The organism is Legionella adelaidensis (assembly GCF_900637865.1).
GTDB classification, from domain to species: Bacteria; Pseudomonadota; Gammaproteobacteria; order Legionellales; family Legionellaceae; genus Legionella_A; species Legionella_A adelaidensis.
In genome coordinates this window covers 41,089-58,997 of the sequence record NZ_LR134428.1, presented here as the reverse complement: position 1 = coordinate 58,997, position 17,909 = coordinate 41,089, and the positions used below count along the sequence as shown (strand labels likewise).

The window sequence follows — 17,909 nt, the reverse complement described above, 5'->3', positions numbered from 1 at the left end:
TTTCAACCTAAATTGTTAGACTCACCGATCGGGATAGTACTTACTATCATCTCAGGAAAAAGTCGCTCGTGGCCTCTGATAACAATTTGTTGGCCTGGCGCCAAACCTTCTAGAATTTCTACTTGGTTTTTATTCTGAATCCCTATCTTAATACTGGTTAAAATTACCTTTTGATTTTCTACGGTATAAACATATGGAGTAGAGTTTTTATAAAATACGGCTTCAAAAGGAATAACTATACTATTTGGTTTGGAAGTGATCACAAGCTCTAAAGGTATAGTGTCACCAATCAAGCAATCCTGGCATTCTATTTCTACTTCAGCAGGACACATATGTGTCTCCTCATCCAACATTGCTTGAAAATTTGTTAAAGAGTAGATTTTATTTAAAACGCGTACCTGCTGGCCCGTTTGGATTTTAGGTAAGTTAGTACACGGAATATGAAAATCCACAACTAAATTTTGGGGGTCATAAAGGGTAACTAACGGCTCACCACTATTAATTTGTGTACCTTCTCTTTTTTTATAAATTCCAATTTTTGCATCAAAAGGGGCATAAAATCGAAAGTTATCTAATTCAATTTTAGTGCGAGACAATTCTTTTTTGGCAGATAACCAGGCTTGTTTTCTTTCCTCTAAATCGTTAGCACTGATAAAACCTTTCTTATGTAAAGGAGCTAAACGCTTCAATTGAGACTTTAATAGTGTTTCACTATTTTGGGTAAGGACCACCGTATCCTCTTGATTGGGATCAACAATTTTAGCAATCAATGTTCCTTTCTTTATCGATTTGCCGCTGGGAATTAGAATATCCAGCATACCAGTAGTCTTTGCAAAGAGGATGGTGGCATGTTTAGGGTGGACGGTACCTAGTAATTTCACACTATATTCAAATAGCTGGGGGGAAATCGTTTTAGTTTCTACTATTTTACGTTCTGGTTCAGGTGGAGGCAGGGCAAAGAAATAAGCGTTAATTCCGTAACTTGACATTCCAAGCGCCAGGGTTAAAAAAATACTTTTAACTTTATTTTTGCGTAATTTATGTAGAAATAACTTTACGAAGTACATAAGAAGTCCAAAGGAAACCGATATTATACCCAAGATACATTTAAAATGTTAATTTTTGAACAGTTTGTGGTGGCTTGCTCTCTATCAGGACTTACTTATAGATTGCTACCCTTAAGTCATTATCTGTAGTCATCCACGCTCTTTTCATAATCTCTGTATTAAATGAAATTCCAACTTCACCATCTTTACTTACTGCAATGACACCCATCCCCCCCTCTAATATTTTATCCCTTTCAAAAAGAACGTAATGACAAGCTTCTTTTAATGACATATTGTGTTCCATCATCATGGCAATAGTGTGAGCCACCACTCCGCGTATAAGAAATTCACCCTCTCCGGTACCTGATACTGCACAAGTATTATTATTGGCATAGCAACCGGCTCCAATATGGCAACTATCTCCAATTCTCCCTGCCAGACAGTTACTCGTTCCTCCCGTAGAGGTGCCTGCGGCAAGATTACCATTCATATCCAGTGCGACGGCTCCTACTGTTCCCGTGCCTGTGTTGGCTAATACCTCTTCTTTCGTTTGAATTTCGTTTAATTCTTTAAAGATTTCGTATTGGTGCGGTGTAATAAAATAAGAATCAGGTTCCAAATGAAGTTTATTAATTTCGGCAAATTCTAAAGCCCCATAGCCGGATAATAAGATATGATGCGTTTTTTCCATAATAATACGAGCCAGACTAATAGGATTTTTAACATGGCGAACCATGGAAACGGCTCCTGCGTCTAGATTGCTGCCATCCATGATAGAGGCGTCCATTTCAACTTCACCTTTGCAATTTAGCGCAGAACCACAACCCGCATTAAACATAGGATTATCTTCCAGGGAACGTACTGCTATTTCTACTGCATCGAGAGCGCTACCTCCATTTTTTAAAACACGATAGCCTGCTTCAGCAGCTTCTGCTAATCCTTCTTCGCTTTCTTTTATGTGGCTTTTCAGGAACTTTGTTTCCTCACTTGCTCCACCGTGCACCGCAATTGCAATTTTTTTCATGTTTATTTTTCCTGTGAATATCCAAGATTGTCAGGAATGGCCGGGTCGGCCAAACAACGATTAGCAATTGAAAATTGACAGCCTCTTACCAGCAGGTGTACTTTCAAGTTTTCTACAAAAACAGGCTCACCTTCCGCAACTTCAGTAATATTTGTTTGGTTAATATGCCTGCCGTCAATAATTACCACCATACCTGAACCACGGCATTCTGCATCAGAGCCATTTTTGATAATGAGCGCAGTGTCTTCGCCTAGACCGATTCCCAACTGTTCGGGATTCATAATGATAGCATGCGCTAAACGGGCAAATCGACCGCGCTTAATAAAATGCGTATCAATAATACAATATTGCAAAATTCCTAAACCTGCTGAAGTGGATAGATTACGGTAAATCAGAGCTTCCGAGGAGCCACCGCCCATAATCATTACAGAAGACATCACCATAGCACCGGCGCTAGTGCCTGCAATAATAAAGTCTTCATCTTTTTGATATCGCTGTTTAATTACTTCAACAATAGGGGTTCCTCCCAAGATGGTGGAGAGTCTAAATTGATCACCTCCTGTAAAGAATATGGCGCCTGCGTCTTCTGCTCTTTGCAAATATTCTTTCGTTCGGGCTTCGTAGCGCTTTTTAATAGGAATAAATCCTATATTGCTATATCCCATGTCATTGAAAGCTTTTTTATAGGTTTTTTTGATTTCATTTGGAATTTCAGAGCCAGTAGTAATGACTTCGATTTTTTTATTCGACTCGGGAAGTAATTCACTTAAAATTTCATACCGTTTAAATTCTTTTTGTTGCTCTAGAGAGTCAGGAGGAGCTCCGCCTTTATCTTCTGCTCCACCTATAATTAATAGTTTTGCTTTAGGCGCCATACGCTACCTCATTTTCAACTTTTAACTTCTGCAGCTCTTTTTTAATAAATTCTATAGAGGAAAAAACATCCTCTACTGCATAGAGTATAAAAGTATTTACGCGCGCATGCCTAATCGCATGGGTCACGGCTTCATGCTCATCTGAGATAATTTTTACTATAGGAGGGGAAGGGGCTTTATTAATCCCATTTATTAAAAGTTGCGTAATTTCTTCGTGGGTACGCCCACGGCAATCTCTATCATGGCGAATAATTATTTCGTCAAAGAGGAGGGCCGTTTGGTAACCTACTTGCTCGATATCTTCTTCTCTGCGATCGCCTACTGCAGTAATGATTCCCACTTTCTTTGTGCAGTTATGGGTGTCAAGATAGTGTTTAAGTTCTGCAAAAGCGGCTTCATTATGAGCATAGTCAATCATTACCTTGCAGTGGGGAAAATCGAAAAGATTCATGCGTCCAGGCAAGTTTTCATGATTAGGAACAAAATTAAAAATCGCTTCTTGTATAGATGGAAGGGGAAGTTTACTGATAAATCCTGCTAAAACAGCCGGTAGTAAATTGGCAATCATACAAGGTGCTTTTCCCTCAAATGTAAGAGGAATATCTTTTACGTTTCCGAGCACGTAGGAGGCATCGCCTTTTTGTATAGTAATTTGATCATGGTTTACAAAGGCGGCTAGCCCCCCTTTTTGGCAATGATCGATGATCCGTGCGTTCTCTTTTGTACTAAATAAAGCAATGTTACAGGCTAGCTCCTCTTTAAATTCATATACCAAATCATTTTCTGCATTTAAAATCGCATAGCCATCTTTTTTTGTACTATGTAAAACCACTCCTTTCACTCTTGCCATTTCATCAATATGATGAATATCGTTTAACCCTAAATGGTCGCTCGTTATATTGGTTAAAATACTAATATCACAATAATCAAAACCTAAGCCCGAGCGAAGTATTCCGCCCCTTGCGCATTCTAAAACGGCGAAATTCACTTCAGGAGATTGCAAGACATGTTGTGCGCTCGTGGGGCCGCTACAATCGCCTTTATGAACCATTTTGTTATTTATATAAATACCTTCGGTGGTTGTAAAACCTACAGAACGAAGAGCTTTTTTGGCTTGTTCAGCAATTAAACGAACTACCGTTGTTTTTCCATTCGTACCCGTAACGGCAATAATAGGTATGCGAGAAGAGGAGAAATTGTCGGGATAAAGTTTGGACAGATATAAAGCACATTCATCTATATTAGCATCAGGAGATTCCCATATACTTCGTTGATTAACTCCATATCCTAAAGTAACACAGGGTAATCTGTGATCTTTAAAAACTGGAATCTTTCTTTTATTTGCCTCTTCTACAATAGTTGATAAATAAGGAGATAACTGCGCTTCATTTTTTAACCGTTTTAGTTCTGCGATTACCACGGGTAAATGCGAATAGGGCTTATTCTCTGCAAGTGAATGAACCAAATCTACGGCTGCTTTGGCTGCGTAAAGTCCTGCTTTTTCGATTTTATAAGAGAAGATGACATGGTAAATACCTAAGTCATCAGTCCCGTACGTTCTGCCAAAACCGCATTCCATGCCAGCTAAACTTTGTAGCTCTAAAGCCACATGCTCAATGACATGGCCTAACCATGTTCCTTCTTCCATGCGCGCATATAACCCTCCCGGTTTTCCCGGGGAGCAATAATGCCCATATAAAGTAGGCAGCATTTCTTTCAATCGATTATTAAAGCCGGAGATTTTGTTAGTAGGTAAATATTCGAACTTTTGTAAATCCAGTTTTACTACAATTAAATTCTTACGAAAATTAGACCAATAATTAGGCCCTTTTAAAACCTGAGTGCTTAGAATTTGCATTGACTCTTCCTTACTCAAGCAGCATCAAATAATGTAGAAAGAGTGAGGCTACTGCTTTGGTTAGTAATCCTGTACTCCATCCCAGAATGGCCTTAACAAGCTCCTAGTACTAGACTAGAAACAAAAAAAATTTTTTTCAAGTAGGTTAGCCTTAAAATCTGGTTATGCACCAATTTGCATGGTATTTAAATCTTTCTGTAAGGATTCTAATTTTTGATGCGTATCTGTCTTAAAACTAAAGAAACCGCAAGCATATAAGGGGAGTGAAATGGGGGCGGTGAGAATCGCTATAAAAATGCGGGCAAGTAGTTTTACTAAGCTTCTATGTTCGCTTAGGACTTCTTTGGCTTGTTCTATTGCCTGTAAACAAGTTACCTTTAATTTTCTTTTTTTAGTTTGCTCATCAACGTCGGAAAAAAGAAAAGCTGCTTCTTGTTCCTTTAACGTTTGAATAAGGGCAGAAAGGGTTATATATGCACGAGCATATTTTTTATTGCTTTGCTTATCTTGCATTTCCAATTTTTTTGCAGTCAGAGTTTCTATGTGTTCTTGTAGGGGAATAAACTTTTGAAGTTGTACCTTTGCTTTTGCATATTCCTGTTCTTTTCCAGCTTTTTTTAAAACCGAGGGAAGATGTTCCGGGTATTTTATTTGTGTAAAGTTAAATATATTTTGGTAGCGTCCGTCATCAATTTTCTTGAGAATCTCTACTTGTTCTGAAGGACTTAAAAGTGCTGCAGCAGTTAACACATCCCCCACAGCGAAAACTTTTCGATCAGCGCAATCCAGAATATTTAGACCATTGTGTCCTCTCAGGGTCAGCGGTAACCCATAATGCATCATGATTATTAAACAAGGCACATTTAAATTGACTAATGCAATGTCGAAGGGAGTATTTCCAAATGTATTTTCACAGTCCCATTTTGCCCCATATTGCAGTAAGTGATTATAAATACGTACATCTACCTCTCGAGAGGCGCATAGGTGGAGAGCAGTATTTCCATGTATAGTCTTTTTACCAACCTGTGCGTTATTTTGTAACAAGGCTTTTACTATTTTTTCATTTCCCAGACGTGCTGCCGCTATTAGTGCTGTGTCCTTTATCTCACCATTTTCGGAGTCTACATCCAGGCAAATAGAAGAGCACAACCGAAGTATCTGATTAACTATATTTACTGCCCCGGCCTCAGTGGCTAAATAAAGAGGTGTTTTCCCTTGATCATCTCGTGATTCCATTAAAAGCTTTAGGTTTCCTAAGGCGTGATTTTTTTCTAAAACTTCAATTAATTCGCTCTCCCTGCCCGGGTAGCGAAGACGAGCAAAAAAATAAATGTTTCTTGCCACATATTGCATACCAATTAGAGTAAGGAATTCTATTTGTTGTCTAAAAGTTAACAGTACTAGCCTTTTCATCAATGACATCCCTAAAGAATCATGACGGGTGGCTAAGAGAGGGAATGCTCGTATGGGATCTATACTCGCTCCAGATTCTAGTAACTCACAAATGGCGGTACTTGGATAGTTGTCCATTAGAGCTTTAAGGAGTGGGGTTTGTCCATCAACATTTTGTGCTTCTAATTGCGCTCCTTTTTTGATTAGTGCACGAATAATTTTTTTATTTTTCGCATAATGGAGCGCAGTACATCCTGCGTCATCAAATAATAAAACATTTATGTTTACTGCTAATAAATTATTTACCAACGCAAGGTTATCTATTATTACAGCGTGGATAAGGAGCGTTTGCTTTTGTAAATTTTTATTGTTTAACAATATAGCGCAATGAGAAGCAGGCAGATTTCTTAATTGAAGGATAAGCGGTTCAAGGAGCGAAGGGTATCGTTCAGCAGCGAACCATAATATATCGGGAAATCGAAAACTGGGGGAAAAAATTAAAACGGCTATGCCGCGCCTAACATTATAACTTCTTAAAAGGATTTGCTGTTCATGAACAGGGAGCTTAATTGCATTTAGTAAAAGAGTCGGCATGACATGTTGAGTTACTTGTTGCTGAACAGATTTTAATTCTTCCAATAAATTAAGCAGTGTTTTTTCCGATTTATCTGTCACTGTCAGAGGATTCCCTGCCTTAATTAAAAGCAAGGCGATTGCTATTTTATCCTCTACGCTAATATCCATATTTCGTAAAAGGGCATGCAAAGGTGTTTCTTTCTCTTTATTTACAAGTGAAATTAGCTGAGGAGCTACTTGAAGAATTAACTGGACTTTTTCCCGTATGTCATTCCCGGTACTTGAAGAGACAACAGCATGAAGCGCATTATTTCCTAAATGATTTTCATCTAGAATGTTAGCTCCATTTGCTAGAAGTAACTCTACTTCGCTGAGTTCCAGATGACGCAGGCATAGAAGGAGGGGGGTATTGCCTGCTTTATCTCGTGACCTTAGCGTATCAACAAGATGGATGGGATTTTCAAAAGACATCAAAGAAGCCATCGCCTCTGCAAAATAGAATGGCTGCTCTTCGATGATATAAGAAAGAACGCAAGTCTGGTTGGGAGTTATTTGGCCCAAATAGATGGATTGTTTGTTTAGCGAGAGAAATAAACCCGCCATCAGTAATCTTTTAAATAATGCTGGATGGCCAAGAGCAAATTTAAGTACGCCAGTTCCCGAAATTGTAAACAATGCAATATCCGCCCCTGCTTGTAGAAGTATTTCAGTAAGTTCCGGGTCTTGTGCCTGAACGGCTAAATGTAAGGGCGTAAAATAGTCTTTATTTCTAATATTGACTATTTTGCGTGCAGCATAAAGCGGAGCTAAAAATTTTACAATTTCATAAGATTTATTTGCTATAGCCCAATGGAGCGCTGTATTTTTTTGACTATCAGTAGATAACAACAACTCAGCATCGAAGCCAACTAATACTTCTATTTGATGCAAATTTTGTATTCTTTTGGTAGCGGTGATAAGCAGAGGAACTTGACCGGATGACCCTCTTAAAACGGAAAGATTATCAGAGTGAAAGGGACTGTGTAGAAAAGGAGTTAACAGATGCGATCTTTTGAGGACAATATAAGATAAAGATGATTCATATATTCCGCCTTCGACTCTGGAAAATAAAGAGCGCTGTGAACGAGCGTCCATTGAAGCAGAGGCAAGTACTATAGAATCAATAATATCACCGCAGCTTATTTGTATCGCGATATCTAAAGCATTTTCGTGTTGTCGATTTCTAACTAAAATTGAACATGAGGGAGCTACTAGTTGAAATACGTCTACATTTTCTGTTTTACAAGCAATATGTAAACACGTGTCACCTTCTTTATTTGTTTCATTTCCTTTATAAAAAGGTAGCAAATATTCAAGTAATTCTATATTACCTATTCTAGCAGCTATATGATGGGGATAATCACCATTTTGATTCGTTTGTATAATTAATTGAGGGTGCGCTTCCAGAAGTGTTTGCGCTAATGGGAGATGCCCTTTATTTATTATTCTTGTAAAAAAATAATCTCCGCTCTGAAGTTTTTTAGTAAGAATAGTAAAAAGGCTGCTGCTTCTTAATAGGGAAGGATTTTTTTTTAAAATTTCACTTAGATATTCTATATCGTTTTCAAGTAAATAAAGCCACGGGCTATTACATTCCACATCTGGGAACAAATTACGTTGTTGTTCAGGAGAGAGCTCAAAAATAGGTGGGAAAACCCGGGGTGGACAGTTAGTCGTTTCATCAGAAAAAAAAGCGGGTTCCTGCATTTTATTTTCCAAAAACCGCCTTTGGGTTGCCATTTTTTCTAAAGCGCGTGAAATGTTATCGTTTTCTTTGATTTCCTGTTTAATAATAGGGTCTATATAATCACCAAGCAAATACACACAATAAAGAACCTCGGAGTAATCAGCAGATTTGGGTCTTGCTAGTCTGCCTAGAATCTCTTCCAAAGACGGCCATTCTTCTTCTATAACTTCTGTGAGAGAGATGCGTTTTCTAACTATATGAGCTGGGTACTTATCGAAATAAAATTTTTGTGTTTCTTCGGGTAAATCATTCCAATATTCAAAGAATTGTACAATCCCCTCATTAGCATAAGCATGGGCATCAAATTCTTGTCCATGACCAATATCTATGGCTACAGACCCTTTTTTTAAAGCCTCGTAAAGTTTCCCCAAAGCGGTACAGAAACTGGAAGCATACAGCCGCTGGGTATGATAGCTTTGTATACATTGATAATAATTTTGTGCGTACTGTGAATGATGAGTGACTCTTTTTAATTCTGATGGTGAGAGTGAAGAAAACTTCTTCATTTCAGGATCAGTAGTACACAGATGGCAGGGCTTTCCTGTGGCACTTCCTTCTGCGTATGCCAGGGTTGTATATACAGGGATAAATAAGGTGTCGTCATCAGACAAAACAAATTCGTGTAATCGATACTCGTGAATATTGCAATTTGTAATATCCTTGTCTACCTGGAGGGTAGGCATAAGAATAAAATAAGGGCCTTCTCCCGGAGGAAGATCGTAGATATCGTCAGGGATATCCGAAAGTACTCTGGCAATATCTAAACAAAACATATTAGTGTAATTTAAAATTACTTCGTGGTGCTTTTCCGTATAAGCGCAATAGGTACCACGAATGCGGTCCCATCGCTGTTTAAAAAAAGTAATTACCTTTTCCCTGAATTGCGGTAGAGGGAGGCTTTTTAAGGTGACTTCTTGAAATAATTCATTGAGCTTAAGCAGGGTTAATTTATTCTCGAAAAGAATAAGGGCTTGTCTGGGATTTGTTGAAGGAATCGCTTTTAACTCTTCAAGTAAAACTCTACTCGTTTGTAAAAATTCCCTTACCATTTGCTGTGTAATATGCATCCAGCACCCCTATTCAAAATATGGGCATATAATATCTAATTAAATGAAAACTTTCTTCCTTCAAAAACATTTCTTTTCTGACTTCCTTTGTTTATAAGGTGTATCAAAGAATAAAATATGATACAAAAATCAGAATAATAAAAATCTCCAATAGGAATGGGATGAAAAATTTTTTTGTAGGATTTGTTGGATTTGTTTTTAGTATATTGATAAGTGTAGGTCTTGCCGTAGTTGCATTAAAAAATGGAGAGTCTATTAATGCAGCTTGGATTGTTCTCGCTTCTTTAATGACTTTTTTCATTGGTTATCGTTTTTACAGCTACTTTTTAGCCAACCGTATTTTGCAGTTAGACTCTTCAGCGATAACACCCGCATTAAAATATAATGACGGCCTTGATTACGTTCCCACAAACCGTTGGGTTTTATTCGGTCATCATTTTGCCGCTATTGCCGGAGCCGGCCCTTTAGTTGGTCCCGTTTTAGCTGCGCAAATGGGGTTTGCTCCTGGAATCATATGGATTTTAATTGGTGGGATTATTGGCGGGGCGGTACAGGATTTTTTTATATTAGTGATCTCAATGCGCCAGGATGGGCGCTCTTTGGGTTCTTTGATAACCAATGATTTAGGTAAAAAAACAGGCTTTATTGCTAAAATTGCTACTTTTTTAATTATGGTAATTATTTTGGCTGTACTTGCTCTTATTGTAGTGAAAGCCTTAACCCATAGCCCCTGGAGCCTTTTTACTGTCGCTGCCACTATACCTATAGGAATTTTTATGGGTTTATATGGATATTTTTTCCGACCGAAGCGTGTGGGGGAGGTATCTGTCATTGGTTTGCTTTTATTAATTCTAGCCATTTATGGAGGAAGGTTAGTAGCTGAAAATCCCGGTTGGGCTCCATTGTTTGACTTATCTGCTGAAAAATTAGTTTGGTGGATTTCAGGCTATGGATTTGTTGCTTCTATACTTCCTGTTTGGTTATTGCTGGCACCCAGAGATTATTTATCGACATTTCTTAAAATAGGGACCATGTTGGCATTAGCACTGGCTATTATTTTTATATCGCCTGTTTTAAAAATGCCTGCATTCACCCAATTTATAGACGGAAGTGGCCCCGTATGGGCTGGTAAGTTATTCCCTTTTTTATTTATTACCATAGCTTGCGGGGCTATTTCTGGTTTCCATTCATTAATTGCTTCTGGCACTACTCCTAAAATGGTCGCCAACGAAAAAGATACCCGTTTAATCGGGTATGGTGGAATGTTAATGGAGTCTTTTGTTGCGTTAATGGCTATTTGTACGGCGTCTTGTCTTGAGCCGGGTCTTTATTTTGCGTTAAATAGCCCTCCTGCGTTTATTGGTAGCACCATTGAGCAAGCTTCAGCCACCATTAATCAATGGGGGTTTTCATTAACCCCGGAAATGCTAATTAACACCGCTCAAACAATTGGAGAACAAACGATTCTTTCCCGTACCGGCGGGGCTCCTACTTTAGCTATAGGGATTGCTACAATTTTTTCGCAATTATTTAATCAGGCCACACTTGCCTTTTGGTATCACTTTGCCATTTTATTCGAAGCTTTATTTATTTTAACAGCAGTAGACGCCGGAACTCGAGCAGGGCGTTTTATGTTGCAAGATTTATTCTCCGAGTTTTTTCCTCGTATGGGTAATACCCAATCCTGGTTGGCAAATATAATCGCCACCTCTGTCTGTGTGGGTTTGTGGGGCTATTTTCTTCATCAGGGAGTAGTGGACCCTTTTGGAGGGATTAATACTTTATGGCCTTTATTTGGTATTGCTAATCAAATGTTAGCAGCCATGGCGCTTATCTTGGCCAGCGTTTATCTCGTTAGAAAAAATAAAGAACGCTACTTGCCCGTTACTTTGCTCCCTACCATTTGGCTTTTAATTTGTACTGAAACGGCTGCTTTTTTAAAACTGTTTGCTACAGATCCCCGACTGGGTTTTTTAGCGCATGCGAAACAATATAAAGAAGCTATACAGCAAGGCTCATTGATTGCCCCCGCCAAAACATTAACTGAAATGCGGGCGGTAATTATGAATGATTATATAGATGCCTTGTTTACTTTCGCATTTGCAGGGATTGTGTTATTTTTGGCCATATGGGGTGGAGTTCGCATGTATCAAATGATAAAAGGGAATTGCCCACGTGAAAGCTTGGGCAATCATTTAGATAAATCTCTCGTTAAAAATGCACGGTGTTGCTAACGTATTCGACAAAAAAAACAGATTGATTATAATTTAACAACTTTTTGTTTTATTTAAGCTCCTTATGCAAAACTACATATCCATAGGAAAGAGTCCCAATTTTTTTATAGCCTTGTGCGGTTATAAAGGCCACTCTTTTTTGAGTTTAGGGGTTAAAGTTGATAACCGTGTTCACTTTTTAGGATCTTTTGGAAAAAAAGCCTGGGCTTTTGATTCCTGCAAACCGTGGCAGATTCTATTTGGTTTGAGTTCTTGGATAGAGGACGAAACTTTTATATTTGAAAAAGCGCATGAAATTCAATATAAAGCTTTTACCATTTCTTTTGCACAATATGTTGAATTTTTGAATTATTTAAAAGTTTTAGAAGAAAAGCAGAATGATGAAAAAGTAAAACAGGGGCATAATTTAAGTTGGAGGGATTATTTTTATGCTTTTTTGCCCAGCGGAAATGGTGGTTTACGTTGGGCCCGTCTATCCGAGCAGAGATCAGATAATGACAAAGAGAGTGAAGTTGCTGAGGATTTACCCAGTTATAGCACGCTTCATTTAGGAAATACTTGTAGACATTCCTCTATAAAATTAGCAAATAAAGTGGGGCATCACTCTTTTGGCAAAGGACTTTCAACTTTTTTCCTCAAGCCCCCCCCATTAAAAGCAAAGAATAACCAGGGCCTCGTAACCGAAGGGTATTTCTACATATTACCACTACCTCCTGGGGCATTCGGGCTCTCAGGTAAGGAAAAAACTATCGCTGAGCGTTTATATAGCCGTTTAGACGAAATTTGCATGTCACAACAAGATAATCCTTTGACTATAGAAAAATTTAAAAAACTAAAAGAACTCTACGAGCAAGTTACTGAAAATGCTGAACTAGGACTTTTTGAATTAATTAAATGCATCTTTGAATGGGAAAAACAGAATGCTAGTCTCATCGCATCGCACCGAAAACATCACTGGTTTACATTTTCTACCGCTACAGAACGTATGTTTGCTAATTTCCACAAAGAATTTCAAAGCTTGGGAACAACTTTCTCTCCCGTCTGATAATATTAATTCCTGACAAAAATTTTGTTATGTTCGCAAAGCAGACAAGCTATTGTTCAGCACCAAATCAGAAAGGGTTGCCCGCCTTCCGGGCATGACAGTTTTTTTGAAAGGTACTGAGACAATAAGCTGTCATTCCCGCGTAGGCGAGAATTTATTCTTCATTTAGCACAGTCGAATTAAAGAAAGGGGGTTAATGCTCTTCCACAAGAAATGTTTTCTTACAAACCTGATATCCGCTTTTTTTACTTTTGGCGCTATAGAAATGTTCCCTGTCCAAGTGGTTGCAAACTTCTTCAACTTCGAGATTATTTAAACAGCTCGCTAATGTTTGGCCTCTGCACGGGAAAATTCCTTTATTAGGATTGATTGCATCGTAATGAAGATTTTCCCATTTCTCATCCTCTTCTGCATAATAAGTCCTATAATTGGTAATTTGATAGTTTGCATTTAAAGTAAACACTTTCATTGCTGCATTATTGGCATGAATGCGGCTAATTGAAGGGGTGGAAAAAGCATAGATCCCTAAATTGGAGCCAGTGACAATTTTTCGGATTTCATCCATGTGGGTATGCGCAGTTAAGAGAGTTACTTCGGTAAAGTGAGAGCTATATGTGTCCAGGATCTGGATGAATTTTTTAACGTATGCTTTCTCCCACAGGGGGTGATCATGATTATTTAACCCCGGAGGAATATGCATGGCAATTAATAATTGTTTACCGGTATGATTTTTTATCTGTTCTTCAAACCATTGTAATTGATGGATAGCATTTTCATTTTGGTGAGGCGGTTTAGGGATATAAAAGGGGAGTTTGGCAAATAGCACACTATTTAGCGCAATTAAAATGATATCTTTATTGTCTTTCATTACATAAGTTGAATAGTAGCCATACTCTTGCATTGAAGAGTCATCAATCATTAACTCAGTACAATGTAAACAGGAGCCTTGCCAATCTTTGGCAAGGCTTAAGGGCGAACCTTTTTTAGATTGAAACGCTTGATAGTTCCCTGATAAAGAATCATTATTTCCAGCAATGTAAAAAAACGGTTTTGAATAGATATTCGCCAGGAATAAGCTATGAAAAACAGTACTAATATTTTCTTGTCTTTTAACAGAATTAAAAAAAGTATGTCCGGGGAAGTCGCCTAAGGTAATTATAAAATCCACATTTTTTGAAAGCTCGGTTAGTTTCTTCATGGCTGAATCTAGAAGAAGTACGCCCGCATCAGATTCCGAAGAAGGGTGAGAAATGGCTTTATCAAAATGAATGTCGGTAATAACTAGAAACTGCGTATCGGCAAAAACAGAAAAAGAAATAAATAATAAAAGAAATGAAAGAATTCGCATAAACAACGATAATTTTCTAAATTGCATACAATTGTATGCTTCATTAAAGTTAAAAACAAAATATTGTGTCATAGGTAATGATTAATGAAAATTTATTTGGCCTCAAAAAGCCCGCGAAGACAACAGTTACTTTCTCTAATGGGGGTAGAGTTCGAAGTTTTAAAAATCGATATCCCCGAAATGCAAAAGGAAGGGGAAAGCCCAGAGGAATACTCTAAACGTATTACAAAAGAAAAATTAAACGCAGCCTGGGATTTCTTGGAACAAGAAAAGTTACCCTATTTGCCTATACTTTGTGCGGATACTGAAGTAGTAATAGAAAATAAAATTATAGGCAAACCTAAAGATTATCAGGATGCCTTTAACACTCTTAAAAGTTATTCAGAAAAAAGCCATTGGGTGTTAACTAGTGTGGGAGTTAAATATTGTAATTATCAAAATATTCAATTAAATAAAACCCAAGTCTACTTTGACCGATTAACAGATGAAGATATTCATGCTTATTTAAAAGTAGATAATTATAAAGATAAAGCAGGGGCTTATGGCATTCAAAGTTATATTGCCCAGTTTATACCCAGGATTAATGGCTGTTATTATGCAGTTATGGGGCTTCCACTCAATTTGGTGCGTCAATTACTCAATGAGGTAAAGAAAGAGTTATGACAATCAGGAGGGCGCTACAAATATTTGGTAATTTTAGGCAATATTTGCCCAAAAAATGATTTTAATGTATATTACAAGGCTCATTTTTCTATAAATAGGTATAATACATGCGTTTATTACAACCCATTTTTGAACAACAAGAAAATAGATACTTTACTTCCACCAGACATCGGTTTTTTTCATTAGCAGAACCTATTCAAGCCACGAAAGAAAAAAAATCTGACTTTTGGGCATTTCTTTTAACCCCTGCAGTGGATGTTTTCGTATTGGCCCCGGCCTATGCAATTGAAGCCTCTATCCACTTGCTCAATGCAAGTGCCTCCCTTTTAAGAGCAGCATATCTATGGACGCTTAATCAACAGCAGTCTGATTCAATCTTAGACCATGACACTAAACGGGAACTTATTGATGCATGGTCATCCATTAAGCATGCATTGTCGGGAATTATTGCCCGTATGTGTAATGCCGCTTTAAGTATAGTTGGATTAATTATTAGACCTTTTGTGAGCTTCTTACATTTTATTTTTGAAGACAGGCCCCAACAACTAACCTATGAGCGTATGCAATACCCTTCGGCGCAAGCTCCAGTAAGGCATGCAGGTATATATCCTCCGGTTTACTCGCAAGCTCCTGTAGAGCCCACTGCACCACCTGCCCCTCAGTATGATCAGGTTGGTTATGGCCAACCTTATTCCTATGGATTTGGAGGTGGATATTACGGCTGACATAGCCCAGATATCCCGCATGCCCACCAAGCTGTGCATGCGGGAACTCTCCTTTCGCTCCACCATTTATTTCCATCGGTCACGCAAGTGCATATTAATCCGTTTAAATTTGGCCTATAGGGCAACTATCGCATTTACAACCAGGGCCGTTATATATGAGCCATAAATAAGCAACAATAATCCCCCATACCAGCGAGAGATTCTTTTTTTAAATTTAAAGCTAATTAGTAGAAGGACGAGCGTTATGCCAAGCATAATAGGAATGTCTCGCCATAATATAGCATGGCTAATTGCGGAGGGATTAATAATCGCAGGAAAGGCCAACACTAATAGTAAGTTAAACATGTTGGAGCCTAAAATATTACCTATGGCAATATCATCCTGCCCATTTAAAGCAGCCATAATCGATGTGGCTGCTTGAGGTAAGCTTGTACCTATGGCTACTACGGTCAATCCAATTACTAATTGACTAACGCCAAGCGAAGAAGCAAGTTTAGCGGTATTAATTACCAGGTAGTGGGCACTGATGGGTAAAACAATAACTCCTATTATTACGCTAATCCAATTAAGCTGGATGGAGCGGTTGGTTTTTATCATTTTCCGTAACTCGCGTGCGTAAGGGTCAACAGTATTGTGTCTGGCTAAATAAATAAAATAAGCGACAACACCTATGGCAGCTAATAGAAACAGGGTGCCGTCTAATACACTTAAATATCCATCAATCATGAGTGAATAGGTAAAAAGCATAACTAAATACAAAAGGGCATATTCTTTCCGCAAAATAGTGGATTGAATAACTAAAGGACGGATCACTATAATAATTCCAAGAACCAACCCAATATTAGCAATGTTCGATCCGATTGCATTGCCCAAAGTTAGATCATTACTGCCATAAAGGGCTGCACTGAGGCCAACCATAATTTCAGGACTGGAAGTGCCAATCGCCACAATGGTAAGACCAATAAGCAAAGGAGGTAAACGATAGGAATGAGCAATACCCATAGCACCTGTTATCAAATGATTGGCTGCCCAAAAGAGGGTAATTATACTGATTAAAAGAAAAAGAATAGCGCTCATGAGGAATCTCGGAAAAAAGTTATAGTAGCATTTAAAATTAGGAGGGAGCAATTCGTGGTTGTCTACAAATATGACTTATATTTTCAAATGTAGGTTAGCGCCGGCCAGGCCGAACATTTCTGCCTTAACAAATTAGTGGCGTTTAGACGCGGTCAATCTGACACCATGTTTCAATGACACTACGAATGGGTTGAGGAAGCCCATACTCTTTTGTTTTTTCAATGCTAATCCACTTTCCCGGAACTTCTTTAACATAATTTTCTAATGGGGCTATTTCTATTGAAATAATCTCCATGGACAAATGGTAGTGACTAAAGCTATGTTTTAGCTTGCATAAAGAAAGGATTTCTATTGGTTTATATGAAAAATTGTCTCCTAAAAATTCCTCTAAATTGTTTCCTCCAAATATGGGCATTGACCAAAGCCCTCCCCAAATGCCAGTGGGCGGATTTTTTTCCAGGTAAATTTCCTGGTTATTTCTGTGGAGTAATAAAAATGTTTTACTATGAGTCGGCAACGATTTTCTAGCTTGTTTATAAGGCAGAATATTTACTTTTCCTTGTTGTTTAGCTAAGCATGAAAGAGCAAAGGGGCAAATACCACATTGTGGTTTTTGCGGCGTACACAAAGTGGCCCCGAAATCCATAATAGCTTGCGTATATTGTGCACATGAATGCAAAGGCATACATAGTTTAGCTAATTCCCATAATTTCTTCTTGGTTCTGGCTTTTTTAGGATCTTCTTCTACTGCGAAATAACGGCAAAGAACTCTCATTACATTTGCGTCTAAAATTGGAGTCGGTTTGTTAAATGCTAAAGAGGTAATGGCTGCAGCCGTAGATGGTCCTATCCCGGGAAGTTTAACTAAAGCCTGTGGCTCATCCGGAAATTGACCGTCTAATTCAAAGGCAATAATTTTTGCTGTTTTATGTAAATTCCGTGCTCTACTGTAATAGCCTAAGCCCGACCAGAGGCGTAAAACTTCTTCTTCATGTCCGTTTGCCAGCGCCTCTACGGAAGGAAATTGCTGTATAAAACGTATGAAATAAGGAATCACGGTTTGCACTTGGGTTTGTTGCAACATTATTTCAGAAACCCACACGCGATAAGCAGTTTTTGGATGCTGCCACGGTAGATTTTTTCTACCGGAGCAGGCAAACCATTTTAAGAGAAGTGGACCAAACTCAAGCATT

Annotated in this window: 12 protein-coding genes; 4 read left to right on the top strand and 8 right to left on the bottom strand. The window is 38.2% G+C overall.

The genetic code is table 11. The annotated features are described in order from the left end of the window. Nucleotides 1–2: 2 nt before the first annotated feature. The 5 genes from EL206_RS06200 to EL206_RS06180 form a co-directional block, all read right to left on the bottom strand. On the bottom strand, nucleotides 3–1,067 hold the full coding sequence (locus EL206_RS06200; RefSeq protein ID WP_058462808.1) for an efflux RND transporter periplasmic adaptor subunit: 1,065 nt from the start codon (nucleotides 1,065–1,067) through the stop codon (nucleotides 3–5). 91 nt (nucleotides 1,068–1,158) lie between these two features. Next, the gene (locus EL206_RS06195) at nucleotides 1,159–2,070 is read right to left on the bottom strand and encodes an isoaspartyl peptidase/L-asparaginase family protein (protein WP_058462807.1); all 912 of its coding nucleotides are present in this window, start codon (nucleotides 2,068–2,070) and stop codon (nucleotides 1,159–1,161) included. Nucleotides 2,071–2,072: 2 nt separating this feature from the next. After that, nucleotides 2,073–2,945, bottom strand: coding sequence for a cyanophycinase (locus tag EL206_RS06190; RefSeq protein ID WP_058462806.1), 873 nt, complete (start codon nucleotides 2,943–2,945; stop codon nucleotides 2,073–2,075). After that, entirely contained in the window at nucleotides 2,935–4,803 is a 1,869-nt protein-coding gene (locus EL206_RS06185; protein WP_058462805.1) for a cyanophycin synthetase family protein, read from the bottom strand. The genes EL206_RS06190 and EL206_RS06185 overlap by 11 nt, the downstream gene beginning before the upstream one ends. Nucleotides 4,804–4,965: 162 nt before the next feature. After that, complete coding sequence (locus tag EL206_RS06180) at nucleotides 4,966–9,624, bottom strand: ankyrin repeat domain-containing protein (RefSeq protein ID WP_058462804.1); 4,659 nt, start codon at nucleotides 9,622–9,624, stop codon at nucleotides 4,966–4,968. Between the two features lie 161 nt (nucleotides 9,625–9,785). On the opposite strand from EL206_RS06180, the gene EL206_RS06175 reads away from it, so the two are divergent. Next, nucleotides 9,786–11,858 (top strand): carbon starvation CstA family protein, encoded by a 2,073-nt coding sequence (locus EL206_RS06175; protein ID WP_058462803.1) that lies wholly within the window; start codon nucleotides 9,786–9,788, stop codon nucleotides 11,856–11,858. Nucleotides 11,859–11,922: 64 nt separating this feature from the next. Beyond that, nucleotides 11,923–12,903: a hypothetical protein gene (locus tag EL206_RS06170; protein ID WP_058462802.1), complete on the top strand. Its 981-nt coding sequence runs from the start codon at nucleotides 11,923–11,925 to the stop codon at nucleotides 12,901–12,903. 193 nt (nucleotides 12,904–13,096) lie between these two features. On the opposite strand, the gene EL206_RS06165 is transcribed toward EL206_RS06170, so the two are convergent. Beyond that, a complete protein-coding gene (locus EL206_RS06165; protein ID WP_162261883.1) occupies nucleotides 13,097–14,251 on the bottom strand; it encodes a metallophosphoesterase in 1,155 nt (384 codons plus the stop codon). Nucleotides 14,252–14,335: 84 nt separating this feature from the next. Here EL206_RS06165 and EL206_RS06160 point away from each other — a divergent pair, with 84 nt between their 5' ends. Together EL206_RS06160 and EL206_RS06155 are read left to right on the top strand one after the other, a co-directional pair. After that, entirely contained in the window at nucleotides 14,336–14,914 is a 579-nt protein-coding gene (locus tag EL206_RS06160) for a Maf family protein (protein ID WP_058462800.1), read from the top strand. 107 nt (nucleotides 14,915–15,021) lie between these two features. Continuing rightward, nucleotides 15,022–15,639 (top strand): hypothetical protein, encoded by a 618-nt coding sequence (locus EL206_RS06155; protein WP_058462799.1) that lies wholly within the window; start codon nucleotides 15,022–15,024, stop codon nucleotides 15,637–15,639. Nucleotides 15,640–15,753: 114 nt separating this feature from the next. Here the strand turns inward: EL206_RS06155 and EL206_RS06150 are convergent, their stop codons facing one another. Both EL206_RS06150 and mutY read right to left on the bottom strand, forming a co-directional pair. Then, nucleotides 15,754–16,716, bottom strand: a complete 963-nt coding sequence (locus EL206_RS06150) for a calcium/sodium antiporter (RefSeq protein ID WP_058462798.1) — start codon at nucleotides 16,714–16,716, stop codon at nucleotides 15,754–15,756. Nucleotides 16,717–16,858: 142 nt separating this feature from the next. Then, nucleotides 16,859–17,908, bottom strand: coding sequence for an A/G-specific adenine glycosylase (gene mutY / locus EL206_RS06145; RefSeq protein ID WP_058462797.1), 1,050 nt, complete (start codon nucleotides 17,906–17,908; stop codon nucleotides 16,859–16,861). Nucleotide 17,909: the final 1 nt, after the last annotated feature.